Origin of the sequence: Pseudomonas sp. 2FE (genome assembly GCF_005503735.1) — a bacterium.
In the GTDB taxonomy this organism is placed as follows: domain Bacteria; phylum Pseudomonadota; class Gammaproteobacteria; order Pseudomonadales; family Pseudomonadaceae; genus Aquipseudomonas.
Genome location: NZ_SCMO01000019.1, coordinates 1 through 13,737 on the forward strand (window position 1 = coordinate 1; position 13,737 = coordinate 13,737).

Annotated in this window: 15 protein-coding genes; 11 read left to right on the forward strand and 4 right to left on the reverse strand. The window is 65.3% G+C overall.

The window, feature by feature from the left end; translation table 11 throughout:
* Together FFS12_RS19700 and FFS12_RS19705 are read right to left on the reverse strand one after the other, a co-directional pair.
* Window positions 1-345, reverse strand: a 345-nt coding sequence (locus tag FFS12_RS19700; protein ID WP_137889414.1) for a TetR/AcrR family transcriptional regulator, incomplete at its 3' end; no start/stop codon positions are given.
* 1 nt (window position 346) lies between these two features.
* On the reverse strand, window positions 347-1,900 hold the full coding sequence (locus FFS12_RS19705) for a hypothetical protein (RefSeq protein ID WP_137889416.1): 1,554 nt from the start codon (window positions 1,898-1,900) through the stop codon (window positions 347-349).
* Between the two features lie 180 nt (window positions 1,901-2,080).
* Here FFS12_RS19705 and FFS12_RS19710 point away from each other — a divergent pair, with 180 nt between their 5' ends.
* The 7 genes from FFS12_RS19710 (at window position 2,081) to FFS12_RS19740 (ending at window position 8,039) form a co-directional block, all read left to right on the forward strand.
* On the forward strand, window positions 2,081-3,268 hold the full coding sequence (locus FFS12_RS19710) for an acyl-CoA dehydrogenase family protein (RefSeq protein ID WP_137889418.1): 1,188 nt from the start codon (window positions 2,081-2,083) through the stop codon (window positions 3,266-3,268).
* Complete coding sequence (locus FFS12_RS19715) at window positions 3,265-4,458, forward strand: acyl-CoA dehydrogenase family protein (RefSeq protein WP_137889420.1); 1,194 nt, start codon at window positions 3,265-3,267, stop codon at window positions 4,456-4,458. The genes FFS12_RS19710 and FFS12_RS19715 overlap by 4 nt, the downstream gene beginning before the upstream one ends.
* 22 nt (window positions 4,459-4,480) lie before the next feature.
* The gene (locus FFS12_RS19720) at window positions 4,481-5,263 is read left to right on the forward strand and encodes an SDR family oxidoreductase (RefSeq protein ID WP_137889422.1); all 783 of its coding nucleotides are present in this window, start codon (window positions 4,481-4,483) and stop codon (window positions 5,261-5,263) included.
* A 2-nt stretch (window positions 5,264-5,265) separates the two neighbouring features.
* Entirely contained in the window at window positions 5,266-5,724 is a 459-nt protein-coding gene (locus tag FFS12_RS19725) for a MaoC family dehydratase (RefSeq protein ID WP_137889424.1), read from the forward strand.
* Window positions 5,725-5,998: 274 nt separating this feature from the next.
* Window positions 5,999-7,201 carry an acetyl-CoA C-acyltransferase gene (locus tag FFS12_RS19730; protein ID WP_137889426.1) on the forward strand — a complete coding sequence of 401 codons (1,203 nt, stop codon included), beginning with the start codon at window positions 5,999-6,001 and terminating at the stop codon, window positions 7,199-7,201.
* An 11-nt stretch (window positions 7,202-7,212) separates the two neighbouring features.
* Window positions 7,213-7,602, forward strand: coding sequence for a steroid Delta-isomerase (locus tag FFS12_RS19735; protein ID WP_137889428.1), 390 nt, complete (start codon window positions 7,213-7,215; stop codon window positions 7,600-7,602).
* Complete coding sequence (locus FFS12_RS19740; RefSeq protein WP_137889430.1) at window positions 7,599-8,039, forward strand: nuclear transport factor 2 family protein; 441 nt, start codon at window positions 7,599-7,601, stop codon at window positions 8,037-8,039. The genes FFS12_RS19735 and FFS12_RS19740 overlap by 4 nt, the downstream gene beginning before the upstream one ends.
* A 121-nt stretch (window positions 8,040-8,160) precedes the next feature.
* Here FFS12_RS19740 and FFS12_RS19745 read toward each other — a convergent pair whose 3' ends face one another.
* Both FFS12_RS19745 and FFS12_RS19750 read right to left on the reverse strand, forming a co-directional pair.
* Window positions 8,161-8,634: an SRPBCC family protein gene (locus tag FFS12_RS19745; protein WP_137889432.1), complete on the reverse strand. Its 474-nt coding sequence runs from the start codon at window positions 8,632-8,634 to the stop codon at window positions 8,161-8,163.
* A gap of 15 nt (window positions 8,635-8,649) precedes the next feature.
* Window positions 8,650-9,423, reverse strand: coding sequence for an SDR family oxidoreductase (locus tag FFS12_RS19750; protein ID WP_137889434.1), 774 nt, complete (start codon window positions 9,421-9,423; stop codon window positions 8,650-8,652).
* Between the two features lie 250 nt (window positions 9,424-9,673).
* Here FFS12_RS19750 and FFS12_RS19755 point away from each other — a divergent pair, with 250 nt between their 5' ends.
* Genes FFS12_RS19755 through dmpG form a run of 4 tightly spaced genes read left to right on the forward strand, consistent with a single transcriptional unit; the run spans window position 9,674 to window position 13,255 of the window.
* Entirely contained in the window at window positions 9,674-10,507 is an 834-nt protein-coding gene (locus FFS12_RS19755) for an alpha/beta fold hydrolase (RefSeq protein WP_137889436.1), read from the forward strand.
* Window positions 10,504-11,295, forward strand: a complete 792-nt coding sequence (locus tag FFS12_RS19760; protein ID WP_137889438.1) for a fumarylacetoacetate hydrolase family protein — start codon at window positions 10,504-10,506, stop codon at window positions 11,293-11,295. The genes FFS12_RS19755 and FFS12_RS19760 overlap by 4 nt, the downstream gene beginning before the upstream one ends.
* Before the next feature lie 2 nt (window positions 11,296-11,297).
* Window positions 11,298-12,206 carry an acetaldehyde dehydrogenase (acetylating) gene (locus FFS12_RS19765; protein ID WP_137889440.1) on the forward strand — a complete coding sequence of 303 codons (909 nt, stop codon included), beginning with the start codon at window positions 11,298-11,300 and terminating at the stop codon, window positions 12,204-12,206.
* Window positions 12,207-12,220: 14 nt separating this feature from the next.
* On the forward strand, window positions 12,221-13,255 hold the full coding sequence (gene dmpG, locus FFS12_RS19770) for a 4-hydroxy-2-oxovalerate aldolase (protein WP_137889442.1): 1,035 nt from the start codon (window positions 12,221-12,223) through the stop codon (window positions 13,253-13,255).
* The last annotated feature ends 482 nt before the right edge of the window (window positions 13,256-13,737 follow it).

Sequence of the window (13,737 nt, forward strand, 5' to 3'; positions counted from 1 at the left end):
GCCCCGGCCGAGCCGGTGGAGGGCTGGCTCGCCGAGGACTTGGCCGGACAGCGGCAGGACGCGGCGGAACCAGGCACGGGCGCGGCTGAAGACTTCGGCGAGCCAGCCTTCCAGCGGTTCGGCCGGGGCGGCGAGGGCGGCGATGAAGGCCGGGTATTCGGCGCTGCCTTCCTGCAGCAGGGCCCGCAGCAGGCAGGCCTTGTTGCCAAAGTTGTTGAACAGGCTGGCCTCGGTGACCCCGGCCCGGGCCGCCACCGCACGGGTGGTGAGGGCGCTGGGGCCCTGCTCGGCGAGCAGCGCGGCGGCGGCGTCGAGCAGGCGCTGGCGCGCGGGCGGGCGGGCCATGTCAGTCCCCCTTTGCCGCGCCGTCCCAGAACGCCACCAGGCCGCCGAAGGTGCCGACGTAGGCGGTGCCGTCCGGCGCCAGGGTGATTGGCGACCAGTTGTTGTCGAAGGCCTGGCCAACCCCGCTGAGGGTCTTGAACAGCGTCTCGCCGCTGCTGAAGTCGAGCGCCATCAGGTACCAGGCGTTCTCGCCGCCGGGCTGCGTCTTGTAGGTGTAGAAGTAGACCAGTCCGTTGGCCACCGACAGTTTGGCTACCACCGATGGCGAACGCTCAGTGGAATGCCAGACTAGATCGCAACCCGATTCGTCTTCGCGGATGTCGATACGGCTGATGCCGCCGCTTACCGCATTCCAGTCCTGCTGGGCGAAGGCGCTGGTATAGCCATGGTTGTTTTCGAGAATGATCGAGCGGCCCCAGCCGATCATCGAGTTGTCGGTGGCCGAGGCATCTTTGCCGAACAACGGCACCTGGCAGATCAGGCGCTGGCCCTGGTAATCCTGTTCGCGGCGGTAGACCAGCAGATTGATGCGTTCATCGCTGTTGTCGGTGATGGTCACATAGCGGCTACCCAGCAAGGTGGGTGTGGTGCCGCTGCCCTGGTTGATCGCGCCGATCTTGCGAGCCGTGCCGCGGTCATAGGCTTCGCGCCAGCCCTGCACGGGTTTGCCGCCGGTGTCGGCGGTGAAGCGGTACAGGGCGTGATCGGACACCAGATAGACGCCGTCCGCCGCTACCGAGATGCCGTTCTGGATTTCCTCGCCGTCCAGCTGGGTGCCCCGGACCTGGCCATTCTGCGGGTTCAGCGTGCCGATGCGGCCACGGCGGGTGATCCACCAGATCAGCCCCTGGTGATCGGGCATCACCCCGGTGATGGGGTCGCACTCGCCATCCGCGAACCAGTTGCTCGGACGCACGCAGTCGTGCGGGACCTGGGCGCTCAGGTCCCAGCTGTCGACCACTTCGAAGGTCCACTGTCCCGGGCTGGTCTCACGATGGGCGATGCGCTGGATACGCTGTTCGGCGTCGGCGATGACGACGCGATCCTGCTCGTCTATGTAGAAATACGCGCCGGAGGTGTCGGACATGATCTTGTCCGGGTCGAGGGTGATCAACGCGTGGAAAGTCGAGGGGCGCGGCGGCAACTGGTGCCGGGCCAGCAGCTTGAGCGTGCGCGGCTCCAACAGTTGCAGCTCGAATTGCAGCAGGTTGGCGCAGAGCACCACCAGCCGACCTTGCCGGTCGAAGGTGTGGATCGGGCACATGCCGCCTGGCTTGCGGCTGCCGTCGCGGCTGTTCACCTGGGTGTCGCTCCCCAAAGGCCCGGGGCCCGGATGGGCGTCGGAGCTGTAGCCATCGACATGCATGTAGCCGCTGCCGTTGGCGGCCATGAACGGGCTGGCGGGAACCGCGCCGGACAGCTGTCGTGCCTTGGTTGGTGTGCCGAGCAGGGCGGGCGCCTCGCCCTGGCTGGCCAGGGAGGTGGGGTCATGGGGTTCGGAACAGGCACCGAGCAGGCCGAGCAGGGGCAGGGCGATCAGGAGTGTGGCGCGCATCGTGGCCTCGCGATTTTTGTTTTTAGAGTGACGCTATAAAAAGCCGAAACGACCCTGTGCGGGCATCGGCCGTTCGGACTAGGCGGCGGTAACGATTCCCCGATTACCCTGAGCCTCCAGACTCTCTGGCGAAGGGGGCGTAGCCGTATTCGCCCCGCCAGACGAGCAGAAGGCGCACCTATGGAATTTGCGTTCAGCGACGAGCAGGAAATGATTCGCGCGTCCGCCGAGAGCTTTCTCGCGGATGTGTCCGACTCCGCAGCGGTGCGGGCGGCGATGTCCACTGAGCTGGGCTATGACCGCGCGCTGTGGCAGCGCCTATGCGGTGAGATGTACTGGCCGGCGATCCATATTCCCGAAGAGTATGGCGGCCTCGGCCTGGGGTTCGTCGAGCTGGCGATATTGCTGGAGCAGATGGGCCGCCGCCTGCTCTGTTCGCCGTTCTTTGCGACCGCCTGCCTGGCCACGCCGGCGCTGCTGCTGGCCGGCAGCGAACGGCAGAAAGCCGAATGGCTGCCACAGATTGCCGAGGGCAGCGTCAGCGGCACCCTGGCCTTCGCCAGCACCAACCGCTGGGACGCCGAGACGGTGCAGGCCAGCGTCGCCCCGGAGGGCGAAGGCTTCGTGCTCAATGGCACGCTGAATTACGTGCTCGACGGGCACAGCGCCGACCTGCTGATAGTCGCCGCCAGAACCCCAGGTTCGACCGGTGCGGCGGGCATCAGCCTGTTCGCCCTGGCGGCCGACAGCACCGGCATCGAGAGCCAGATGTTGCCGACCATGGACCAGACCCGCCGGCAGGCGCGGCTGCAACTGAACAATCTGTATCTCGGCGCCGATTGCCTGATGGGCGGGTTCGGTACGGCTTGGCCGCAACTCGAACGCATCCTCCAGTTGGCCTGCATCGGCTTGGCCGCCGAGCAGACCGGTGGCGCTCAACAGGTTCTCGACCTGAGCGTCGCCTACATGCAGGAACGCCAGCAGTTCGGCCGTCCCATCGCCAGCTTCCAGGCCCTCAAGCACCGCGCGGCGGACATGATGCTGCAAGTCGAGTGCGCGCGTTCGGCGGCTTATTACGCTGCCTGCGTGGCGCAGGAACTGCTCGATCCGGCGGGCGACGCGCAGGTCGCGACCGAACTGCCGCTGGCGGCGGCGTTGGCCAAGGCGCAGTGCTCCGAGGCGTTCTTCCATTGCGCGGCGGAGTCGATCCAGCTGCACGGCGGCGTCGGCTTCACCTGGGAATATGACCCGCACCTCTACTTCAAACGCGCCCGCGCCAGCGAAAACTTCCTCGGCACGCCAGCGTTGCACCGCGAGCGGATCGCCGTCGCGTTGCTGGATGAACAGCCACTGGGGGAGCAGCCATGAAGATCAGTTTCAGCACGGAAGACGAGCGCTTCCGCCAGGAAGTCGCCGGCTGGCTGGCGGACCACCTCGGTGGTGAATTCGAGCCGCTGCGCTTTCGCGGCGGGCCGGGCGACGAGCACATGTTCCCCGAAGAGCGCAAAGCCTGGGAGCGCACGCTCGCCGCAGGCGGCTGGACCTGCGTGGGCTGGGCGCCCGAGCACGGCGGGCGCGGCCTGTCGATCAGCCAGCAGGTGATCTTCCACGAGGAATACGCCCGTGCCGGTGGGCCGGGGCGCATGGGCCATATCGGCGAGGGCCTGGCCGGGCCGACCATCGCCGCCTTCGGCAACGCCGAGCAACAGCGCAGGTTCCTCCCGGGCATCGTCAGCGGCAGCCAGTTCTGGTGCCAGGGCTATTCCGAGCCCGGCGCCGGTTCCGACCTGGCCAACGTCAAGACCCGTGCGGTGCTGGATGAAGCCAGCGGCAAATGGCGGATCACCGGGCAGAAGGTCTGGACCTCGCTGGCCCACGAGTCCGACTGGTGCTTCGTGATCGCCCGCACCGAGCCCGGCAGCGTCGGTCACCACGGCCTGTCGTTCCTGCTGGTGCCGATGGCACAGACGGGCATCACGGTGCGGCCGATCGAGCAGCTCACCGGTACTTCGGAATTCAACGAGGTGTTCTTCGATGATGCCGAAACCGACGCCAGCAATATCGTCGGTTTGCCCGGCGAGGGCTGGAAGATCGCCATGGCGCTGCTGGGCTTCGAGCGCGGGGTGTCGACCCTCGGCCAGCAGATGCAGTTCCAGAATGAGCTGAACGAGATCATCGCCATCGCCAAGGCCAATGGCGCCGCCCGCGATCCAATCTTGCGCCAGCGTCTGGCCGAGGCTTGGGGCGGGTTGCGGATCATGCGCTACAACTCGCTGCGCATGCTCTCCGGCGCCCAGGACGGTGCGCTGCGCAAAGACGCGATGATCTACAAGCTGTTCTGGTCCAGCTGGCACGCCAACCTCGGCAAGCTGGCGATGGACGTGCTCGGCGCCGAGGCCGAGCTGATCGAGGCCGCGCCGTACCAGCTCAACCGCCTGCAGTCGCTGTATCTGTTCACCCGCTCCGACACGATCTACGGCGGCAGCAACGAAATCCAACGCAACATCATTGCCGAACGCGCCCTGGGGATGCCGAAAGAACCCCGCGTTCGCGCCTGAATCTGGCCTGAGGAATCTGAATATGCTCAATCCGACCTACGTGCCTGGGCACCAGTTGCTGCACGACAAGTCCGTGCTGATCACCGCCGCCGCGGGTGCCGGCATCGGTTTTTCCGCCGCGCTGCGGGCCGCCGAGGAAGGCTGCCGGGCGTTGATGATCAGCGATATCCACGAGGGCCGGCTGCAGGAAGCGGCGCTGAAGATCCGCGAGAAAACCGGTCTCGACCAGGTTTTCACCCAGGTCTGCAACGTCACCGTCGAAGAGCAGGTGCAGGCGCTGGTCACCGCCGCCGAACGCGATCTGGGCGGTGTCGATGTGTTGATCAATAACGCCGGCCTCGGTGGCTCGCGGCTGCTGGTGGAGATGCCGGACGAGGAGTGGCAGCGCGTGCTGGACGTGACCCTCACCGGCACCATGCGCATGACTCGCGCCATGCTGCCGAAGATGATCGAGCGCCGGTCAGGGGCCATCATCAACAACGCTTCGGTGCTCGGCTGGCGCGCGCAGAAGGAGCAGTCGCACTACGCCGCGGCCAAGGCCGGGGTGATGGCGCTGACCCGCTGCGCCGCAGTCGAAGCCGCCGAGCACGGCATCCGCATCAACGCGGTGAGCCCGAGCATCGCCCTGCATGACTTCCTGCGCAAATCCGCGCCGCAAGAGGTGCTGGATAAACTCGCCGCGAACGAGGCCTTCGGCCGCGCGGCTGAGGTCTGGGAAGTGGCCAACGTGATGATGTTCCTGGCCAGCGATTACAGCTCCTATATGACCGGCGAAGTCTTGTCGGTCTCCAGCCAGAGGGCCTAAGCATGACGATGATTTTTACCAGTCCCTTCGAGCTGGCCGCGAGCGTCGGTGAGCAGCTCGGCCATAGCGAGTGGCTCGCCATCGAACAGCAGCGTATCGACCTGTTCGCCGAGGCCACCGGCGATCACCAGTGGATTCACGTCGATCCAGACAAGGCCGCCCAGGGCCCATTTGGCGCCTGCATCGCCCACGGCTACCTGAGCCTGGCGCTGGTCAACCTGTTCCTGCCGCAGATCGTCGAGGTGCGCGGCATCGCCATGGGGGTGAACTACGGCTGCGACCGCCTGCGTTTCCCCAACGTGCTCAAAGTCGGCGCCCGCGTGCGCGGCAGCGCCGAGCTGCTGGCGGTCGAGGAGATCAAGGGCGGGGTGCAGGCGTGCATCCGCGTCACGGTCGAGATCGAGGGCGAAGAGCGGCCGGCCTGCGTGGTGGACACCATCAGTCGTTATTACCCGGCGTGAAAGCGACCCTCTCCCTAACCCTCCCCCTGAAGGGGGAGGGTACTGAACGTGGTTGGCCGTGGCTGCGGGGTTTCAGCCCCAGCGCGAGACAGTAGGGTGGATGTCGTTTTTCAACATCCACCGGCGCGGCGCCGGTTGGTGGATGTAAACAGCGACATCCACCCTACTTGTTCGTTGGCCATGGTGCTGGGAGTTAAACCCCCTCTCCCTTGAGGGAGAGGGCTGGGGAGAGGGTAGGACTCTCGCCAAGAACCTGAATTCGAGGAACAAACAAATGAAAGAAGCCGTAATCGTTTCCACCGCCCGCACGCCGATTGGCAAGGCCTTCCGTGGTGCCTTCAACGATACCGAGGCGCCCGTGCTGGGCGGCCATGTAGTGCGCGAGGCCGTGCGCCGCGCCGGTATCGAGCCGGGCGAAGTGGACGACGTGTTGATCGGCGCAGCCGCGCAGCAGGGCACCCAGTCCTATAACCTCGGCCGGCTCTGTGCGCTTGCCGGCGGCTTGCCCTCGACCGTGGCCGGCATGGCCCTGGAGCGTCAGTGCGCTTCCGGCCTGATGAGCATCGCCACCGCGGCCAAGGGCATCATCTGCGACGAAATCGACATCGCCGTGGCCGGTGGGCTGGAGTCCATATCCCTGGTGCAGAACAAGCACAAGAATCTCTACCGCAACCAGTCCAATGCGGTGCTTGAACTCGATCCGACCGCCTATATCCCGATGATCGAGACCGCCGAGATAGTCGCCGCGCGCTATGGCATCTCCCGCGAGGAGCAAGACGAGTACAGCTACCACAGCCAGATGCGTACCGCCCTGGCGCAAAGCGCCGGGCTGTTCGATCTGGAACTGGCGCCGCTGACCAGCCGGCAGGCGTTCTTCGACAAGGCCAGCGGCGAGACCCGCTACGAGAGCGTGACCCTGGGCCGCGACGAGTGCAACCGCGCAAGCACCACCCGCGAGAGCCTGGCGGCGCTGGAGCCGGTGTGGCAGGGCGGGCAGTGGACCGAGTCGGGCCGCTTCATCACCGCCGGCAACGCCTCGCAGCTGTCCGACGGCGCCTCGGCCTCGGTGCTGATGAGTGCCAAGCTGGCCGAACAGAAAGGTCTGGAACCGTTGGGCATCTACCGCGGCCTGGCCGTGGCCGGCTGCAACGCCGACGAGATGGGTATAGGCCCGGTCTATGCGATCCCCAAGCTGCTCAAGCGCCATGGCCTGAAGATGGACCATATCGGCCTGTGGGAACTCAACGAGGCCTTCGCCTGCCAGGTGCTTTATTGCCGCGACACCTTGGGGATCCCCGACGAGCGCCTGAACGTCAACGGCGGCGCCATCGCCATCGGCCACCCGTTCGGCATGTCCGGCGCGCGCATGGTCGGCCACGCCTTGATCGAGGGTAAACGCCGCGGCCTGCGCTATGTGGTGGTGAGCATGTGCATCGGTGGCGGCATGGGTGCCGCCGCTCTGTTCGAAGTGGTCTAGGGGAGATGGCAATGATCAGTCCACAACAGATCCAGACAACCATGGCGCGCTATGTCGAACTGGTGGATGCCGGGGATATCGACGCCATAGTCGCGCTCTACGCCGAGGATGCCGTGGTCGAGGACCCGGTCGGCAAGCCAGCGATTGTCGGCATCGCCGCCATCGAGCGTTTTTACCGCGAGGGCCTCGGCAAGACCGATGCTTCGGCCAGCCTGACCGGTCCGGTGCGGGCCACGCTGAATGGCTGCGGCGCCATGCCGTTTCGCGTCGACCTGAACTGGGGCGGAAAGCTGTGCTCGATCCAGGTGATCGACGTGATGGAGTTCGATGCCGCCGGCAAGATCCGTTCGATGAAGGCCTACTGGAGCGACGTCAACCTGGAATTGCGGGGTGAAGCATGAGCCAGGAGCAACGCATCGCCCGGCTGGAGGCGCTCGAGGCGATCCGCCAGTTGAAACACCGCTACCTCAATGCCTGCGACCTGAAGGAGGTCGAGTGCATTCGCGACTGCTTCGCCGAGGGCGAAATCCTCATCGACTATGGCCCGTTGGGGACCTTTCGCGAGCGTGGCAGCTTCGTCGCGCTGTACCGGGAACTGGCCTGCCATGACTCGGTGATCGACCTGCATCATGGCGCTAATCCGGAAATCGAGTTGCTGTCGGCGACCGAGGCGTCGGCGCGTTGGGCGCTCTGGTATTTCAATATCGACGCCAACAGCGGCGCCACCCGCCAGCTTGGCGGCTTCTACCAGGATCGCTATCGGTTGACCGAGAGCGGCTGGAAGATAGTCGAAACGCGCTTTAGCGCCCATTCGCAGACCAGCGGCAGTGCTGGCTGAGAACCCGTAGGGCGGACTCAGGAGCGCCGCGAACAGTCCGCCTGGTAGACGGCGTACTGCTGCGCGAGTACGCCCTACGCATTACGCCCCATGACCACTCCCGTTGATGGTCGAGGGCCGACTAGCCGGCGAAATCCCGATTCTGCGTCTGCCCGCTTTCATAGAAGGTCTTGAGGTTCTCGGCGATCTGTTTGACTGCCTTGGCGAAGGCCTTGGCCAGCAGCCATTCCACTAGGCGCCCGCCGCGCAGGCGGTAGCTCAAGCTGGCGGTGAAGGCAGTACGCTCACCGGCCGAAGCAATGGCGTAGCGAAACCAGGCCTCGCGAAAGGGCACCGGCGCGCCCTTATCCCCACGATGCAGGCGGATCAGGAAACCCTCGCCCTCGTGCCATTCGCTGACCGTTTCATCAAGCCATTGGCCGTTCTTCTGGAACACCCGGCGGCTGGCGCCCAGGCCTCGCTCCGGGCCGGCATGCAGTTGGCAACCGGTCAGATCCGGCACGTAATGCGGGGCCAGGGTCAGGTCGCGCAGCTTGCTCCAGACCTGCTCGACGGGCAGGTCGATCAGCAGGCTATGGCTGGCTTGTGAGGGCATTGCTGAGTGCTCCGATCAAAGGTTCTGGGCGGCGTCGAGAAAAGCCGGGCGTTCGCCGCCGCCATGCACGCCGATATCGGCGCCGCTGACATAGCGCGCCAGTGTCGAGGCCAGGTACAGGCAGGTATCGCCTATGTCTTCCGGCTCCGCCAGGCGTTGCAAGGGGATGGTCGCCGCCACTCGGGCGAGGCCGGCCTGATCGCCGTAATGCAGCTCGGCTTGCTCGGTGCGGATCAGCCCGGCGGTCACCGCATTGACCCGCACTTTTGGTGCCCACTCTACCGCCAGCGAGCGGGTCAGGTTGAGCAGCCCAGCCTTGGCCGCGCCATAGGCGGCAGTGCCGGGGGAAGGGCGGGTGGCGCTGACGCTGCAGATATTGATGATGGCGCCGCCCTCGGCCTGTTGCTGCATCACCCGGTTGGCCAGCTGGCAGAGGTTCAGTGGCGCCAACAGGTTGAGGCGGATGATAGCTTCGGAGAAGCGCGGCGAGGCAGTGGCGGCATCCGCATTGGGGGCGCCGCCGGCGTTGTTGACCAGAACGTCGAGGCGGCCGAAACGCTCGACCAGGGCGTCGATCAGGCCCACTGATTGCTCCCAGTCGCGCAGGTCGCAGGGCAGGAACAGCGCCTGGCGGCCATCGTGTTCGGGCAGCGTCGGCGGTGCTTCGCGCCCGCAGATCACCACCTCGGCGCCGCATTCGAGAAAGCGCTGGCTGATGCCACGGCCGACGCCTTTGCCGCCGCCGGTCACCAATACCACCTTGCCGCGAAAATCCATTGGGTTCTGCATGGCTGCCTCGCCTGTAATTCTGAGATACGGCCGAGCCTAGGGCGCCGCCCCGCAGGCGCCAACGTCCGAAGGGACTAGGGCGTAGGGTGCGCTCCGCGCACCACCTGCCGCGGGCATTTGGTGCGCAGAGCGCACCCTACGAGCCGCCTCTCGGCCGCCAACAAGGCGTTGCGGCTAGTCCTGTCGGACGATGTTGCGCCCCGGGCGCCTCGGAATAATCCGGTAAACCCTGAACCCCGAGGAGAACCCCATGGGCGCTGGACCGCAAGGGCATTTCATCACGTTGAACGATGGACTCAGGTTGCACTATCTGGATCTTGGGGCTGGGCAGGGCGAGCCCGTGGTGTTTATCCACGGCAGCGGCCCCGGCGCCAGTGGTCATAGCAATTTCAAGCAGAACTACCCGCAGTTCGCCGCCGCCGGTTATCGCGTCATAGTTCCGGACCTCCCGGGCTACGGCGCGTCCGACAAACCGGAAACCATTTACAGCCTGGACTTCTTCGTCACGGCGCTGAGCGGACTGCTGGATGCCCTGGATATCCAGCGCTGCGTGTTGGTCGGCAACTCCCTGGGCGGCGCCATCGCCATCAAATTGGCGCTGGACCAGCCGGCGCGGGTCAGCAAGCTGGTGCTGATGGCGCCGGGCGGGCTGATGGAAAAAGAGCAGTACTACCTGCAGATGGAGGGCATCCAGAAGATGGGCGCGGCCTTCGCCGCTGGCGAGCTGAACGATGCGGCGGGCATGCGCCGGCTGCTCGGCCTGCAACTGTTCGACCCGGCGCTGATCAGCGCTGAAACCGTCGACGAACGGGTCGCCGTGGTCCTGCAACAACCGCGTTGCGTGCTGTCGAGCATGCAGGTGCCGAACCTGGCCAATCGCCTGGGCGAACTGCAATGCCCGATCCTCGGTTTCTGGGGCATGAATGATAAGTTCTGCCCGTCATCTGGCGCGCAAACGATGCTCGAGGCCTGCCGCAACATCCGCTTCGTCATGCTCAGTGAATGTGGGCACTGGGTGATGGTCGAGCACCGCGAGCTGTTCAACCGCCAGTGCCTGGACTTCCTCGCGGAGGCCAAACCATGAGCCAGGACTTGCGCCGCCAGTACGGCGCCGAGCTGTACCAGGCCCTGAGCAGCGGCAGCACCTTGCAGCCGCTGACCACGCGCTGGCCGCAGATCAGCATCGAGGATGCCTACCACATCTCCTTGCAGGTCGTTGAACAGCGGGTGGCGGCGGGCGACGCCATAGTCGGCAAGAAGATCGGCGTCACCTCCAAGGCCGTGCAGCAGATGCTCGACGTGCACCAGCCGGACTTCGGCTTCTTGACCCGGCAGATGTGGTTCGCCGAGGGCGCGGCGATTTCCCTCTCGGCCAATAAGCTGATCCAGCCGCGGGCGGAGGGCGAGATCGCCTTCCTGCTCAAGCAGGATCTGGTCGGCCCGGGCATCACCGAGCAGGACGTGCTGGATGCCACCGAGTGCGTGATGCCCTGCTTCGAGATAGTCGATTCGCGCATCCAGGACTGGCGCATCCGCATTCAGGACACGGTGGCGGACAACGCCTCCTGCGGCGTGTTCGTGCTCGGTGAACAGCGCCTCGATCCGCGTCAGCTGGACCTGCCGAACCTGCGCATGCAGGTGTTCAAGAACGGCAGCAAGATCAGCGAGGGCCTTGGCTCCGCGGTGCAGGGCAACCCGCTCACCGCCGTGGCCTGGCTGGCCAACACCCTCGGCCAGTTCGGGATTCCGTTCAAGGCCGGTGAAATCATCCTGTCCGGTTCGCTGGTGCCGCTGGAGCCGGTAACGGCCGGCGACCGCTTTTCCCTGACTATCGACGGCCTGGGCAGTGCCCAGGTGTCCTTCGAGGAATGAAAATGAGCAAGAAACTCAAAGCCGTGATCATCGGGCCGGGCAATATCGGCACCGACCTGTTGATGAAGATGCGCCGCTCGGAATGGATCGAGCCGGTCTGGATGGTCGGCGTCGACCCCGAATCCGAGGGCCTCAAACGGGCCCGCGAGTTCGGCCTGAAGACCACCGCCGCGGGCGTCGACGGCCTGCTGCCGCATGTGCTGGACGACGACATCCGCATCGCCTTCGACGCCACCTCGGCCTATGTGCATGCCGAGAACAGCCGCAAGCTGAACGCGCTGGGGGTGATCATGATCGACCTCACCCCCGCGGCCATCGGCCCTTTTTGCGTACCGCCGGTGAACCTCAAGCAGCACGCCGAAACACTGGCAATGAACGTCAACATGGTCACCTGCGGCGGCCAGGCCACCATCCCGATGGTCGCCGCGGTGTCGCGGGTGCAGCCGGTCAGCTACGGCGAGATAGTCGCCACCGTCTCTTCCGGTTCGGTGGGCCCGGGCACCCGGCAGAACATCGATGAATTCACCCGCACCACCGCCGGTGCGGTGGAGCAGATCGGCGGCGCTTTACGCGGCAAGGCGATCATCGTGATCAACCCGGCCGAGCCGCCGCTGATGATGCGCGACACCATCCACTGCCTGACCGAAGGCGAGCCCGATCAGGCGGAGATCCGCGCCTCGGTGCTGCATATGGTCAAGGAGGTGCAGCGCTATGTGCCGGGTTACAAGCTGATCAACGGGCCGATCTTCGACGGTAACAAGGTCTCGATCTTCATCGAGGTCGAAGGGCTCGGCGACTACCTGCCCAAGTCCGCCGGCAACCTCGACATCATGACCGCCGCCGGCCTGCGCACCGCCGAGATGTTTGCCGAAGAGGCGCACAACGGCGCGCTTCAGTTGCCCGCCCGCTAAGTGGAGAAAAATTCATGAATCTGCACGGTAAGAACGTCACCCTCCATGACATGAGCCTGCGCGACGGCATGCACGCCAAGCGGCATCAGATCTCCCTGGAGGAAATGGTCAAGGTCGCCAGCGGCCTGGATGCCGCCGGCATCCCGCTGATCGAGGTCACCCACGGCGATGGCCTGGGCGGCGCCTCGCTGAACTACGGCTTCCCGGCCCATAGCGACGAGGAGTATTTCGCCGCGGTGGTGCCGCTGATGAAACAGGCGAAGATCTCCGCGTTGCTGCTGCCGGGCATCGGCACGGTCGAGCACCTGAAGATGGCCTTTGATCACGGGGTGTCCACCATCCGCGTGGCGACCCACTGCACCGAGGCCGATGTGTCCCAGCAACATATCGGCATGGCCGCCAAGATGGGCCTGGATACCGTCGGTTTCCTGATGATGGCGCATATGCTCAGTGCCGAGAAGCTGCTGGAACAGGCGCGCTTGATGGAGAGCTTCGGTGCCAACTGCATCTACTGCACCGACTCGGCCGGCTATATGTTGCCCACCGAGGTGTCGGAAAAGATCGGCCTGCTGCGTGCCGAGCTGAACCCCAAGACCCAGGTCGGCTTCCACGGCCACCACAATATGGGCATGGCCATCGCCAACTCCCTGGCCGCGATCGAAGCCGGCGCCGCGCGTATCGACGGCTCGGTGGCGGGCCTCGGCGCCGGTGCCGGCAACACGCCGCTGGAGGTGTTCGTCGCGGTGCTCAAGCGCATGGGCGTGGACAGTGGCGTCGATCTCTACGGGATCATGGACGTGGCCGAGGATCTGGTGGTGCCGATGATGGACCAGCCGATCCGCCTCGACCGCGACGCCCTGACCCTGGGCTATGCCGGGGTCTACAGCTCCTTCCTGTTGTTTGCCAAACGTGCCGAGCAGAAGTACGGCATTTCCGCCCGTGAACTGCTGGTGGAGCTGGGTCGGCGCGGTACCGTCGGTGGCCAGGAAGACATGATCGAGGACCTGGCGCTGACCCTGTCGCGGGCACGGGGCGTGTTGCCGACCTGAGCCGTTCAATATGGCGTGCTGCTTCGCGAGCGGTGCGCCGCCCGGTACGCCTTACGCGCTGACGTAGGGTGGATAACGTTCTTTTATCCACCAGCGAAGCAGCCTGGACGCCCATGGTGGAAAACCGATTTGCGGATTTTCCACCCTACGCAACTGAGCGCGGCTGTCTTGTGCGATACGGCAGAAGACGATGGGATTGCGTAGTCCTTCACGCTTTGCGCGAGTCCGTATGTCTGCTTGTGACGGGCTCCCGGGGCGACCGGTATAGACTCACCGGTGTTGCGCCTGAGCCCATTCGGGCGCGTTCGGCGAACATGACCCTAGCCCGTGGAGAGCTTTGCCATGCTGAAGAGGAAAACATTTCTAGCAGTCTCGGCTAGCGCGTTGATGCTGCTGTCGTCCGCTGTGATTCCTAACGCCCACCTGCTGATTGGCTCCGCCTATGCCAAAGACGGTGGAGGTGGTGGAGGTGGAGGTGGAGG

What these genes read in the sequence shown, in the direction of transcription:
- FFS12_RS19735 (WP_137889428.1), top strand. Translation starts at nt 7,213, where the DNA reads ATGATCAGTCCACAACAGATCCAGACAACCATGGCGCGCTATGTCGAA.
- FFS12_RS19760 (WP_137889438.1), top strand. Translation starts at nt 10,504, where the DNA reads ATGAGCCAGGACTTGCGCCGCCAGTACGGCGCCGAGCTGTACCAGGCC.
- FFS12_RS19730 (WP_137889426.1), top strand. Translation starts at nt 5,999, where the DNA reads ATGAAAGAAGCCGTAATCGTTTCCACCGCCCGCACGCCGATTGGCAAG.
- FFS12_RS19740 (WP_137889430.1), top strand. Translation starts at nt 7,599, where the DNA reads ATGAGCCAGGAGCAACGCATCGCCCGGCTGGAGGCGCTCGAGGCGATC.
- FFS12_RS19755 (WP_137889436.1), top strand. Translation starts at nt 9,674, where the DNA reads ATGGGCGCTGGACCGCAAGGGCATTTCATCACGTTGAACGATGGACTC.
- dmpG (WP_137889442.1), top strand. Translation starts at nt 12,221, where the DNA reads ATGAATCTGCACGGTAAGAACGTCACCCTCCATGACATGAGCCTGCGC.
- FFS12_RS19745 (WP_137889432.1), bottom strand. Translation starts at nt 8,634, where the DNA reads ATGCCCTCACAAGCCAGCCATAGCCTGCTGATCGACCTGCCCGTCGAG.
- FFS12_RS19725 (WP_137889424.1), top strand. Translation starts at nt 5,266, where the DNA reads ATGACGATGATTTTTACCAGTCCCTTCGAGCTGGCCGCGAGCGTCGGT.
- FFS12_RS19710 (WP_137889418.1), top strand. Translation starts at nt 2,081, where the DNA reads ATGGAATTTGCGTTCAGCGACGAGCAGGAAATGATTCGCGCGTCCGCC.
- FFS12_RS19715 (WP_137889420.1), top strand. Translation starts at nt 3,265, where the DNA reads ATGAAGATCAGTTTCAGCACGGAAGACGAGCGCTTCCGCCAGGAAGTC.
- FFS12_RS19705 (WP_137889416.1), bottom strand. Translation starts at nt 1,900, where the DNA reads ATGCGCGCCACACTCCTGATCGCCCTGCCCCTGCTCGGCCTGCTCGGT.
- FFS12_RS19720 (WP_137889422.1), top strand. Translation starts at nt 4,481, where the DNA reads ATGCTCAATCCGACCTACGTGCCTGGGCACCAGTTGCTGCACGACAAG.
- FFS12_RS19765 (WP_137889440.1), top strand. Translation starts at nt 11,298, where the DNA reads ATGAGCAAGAAACTCAAAGCCGTGATCATCGGGCCGGGCAATATCGGC.
- FFS12_RS19750 (WP_137889434.1), bottom strand. Translation starts at nt 9,423, where the DNA reads ATGCAGAACCCAATGGATTTTCGCGGCAAGGTGGTATTGGTGACCGGC.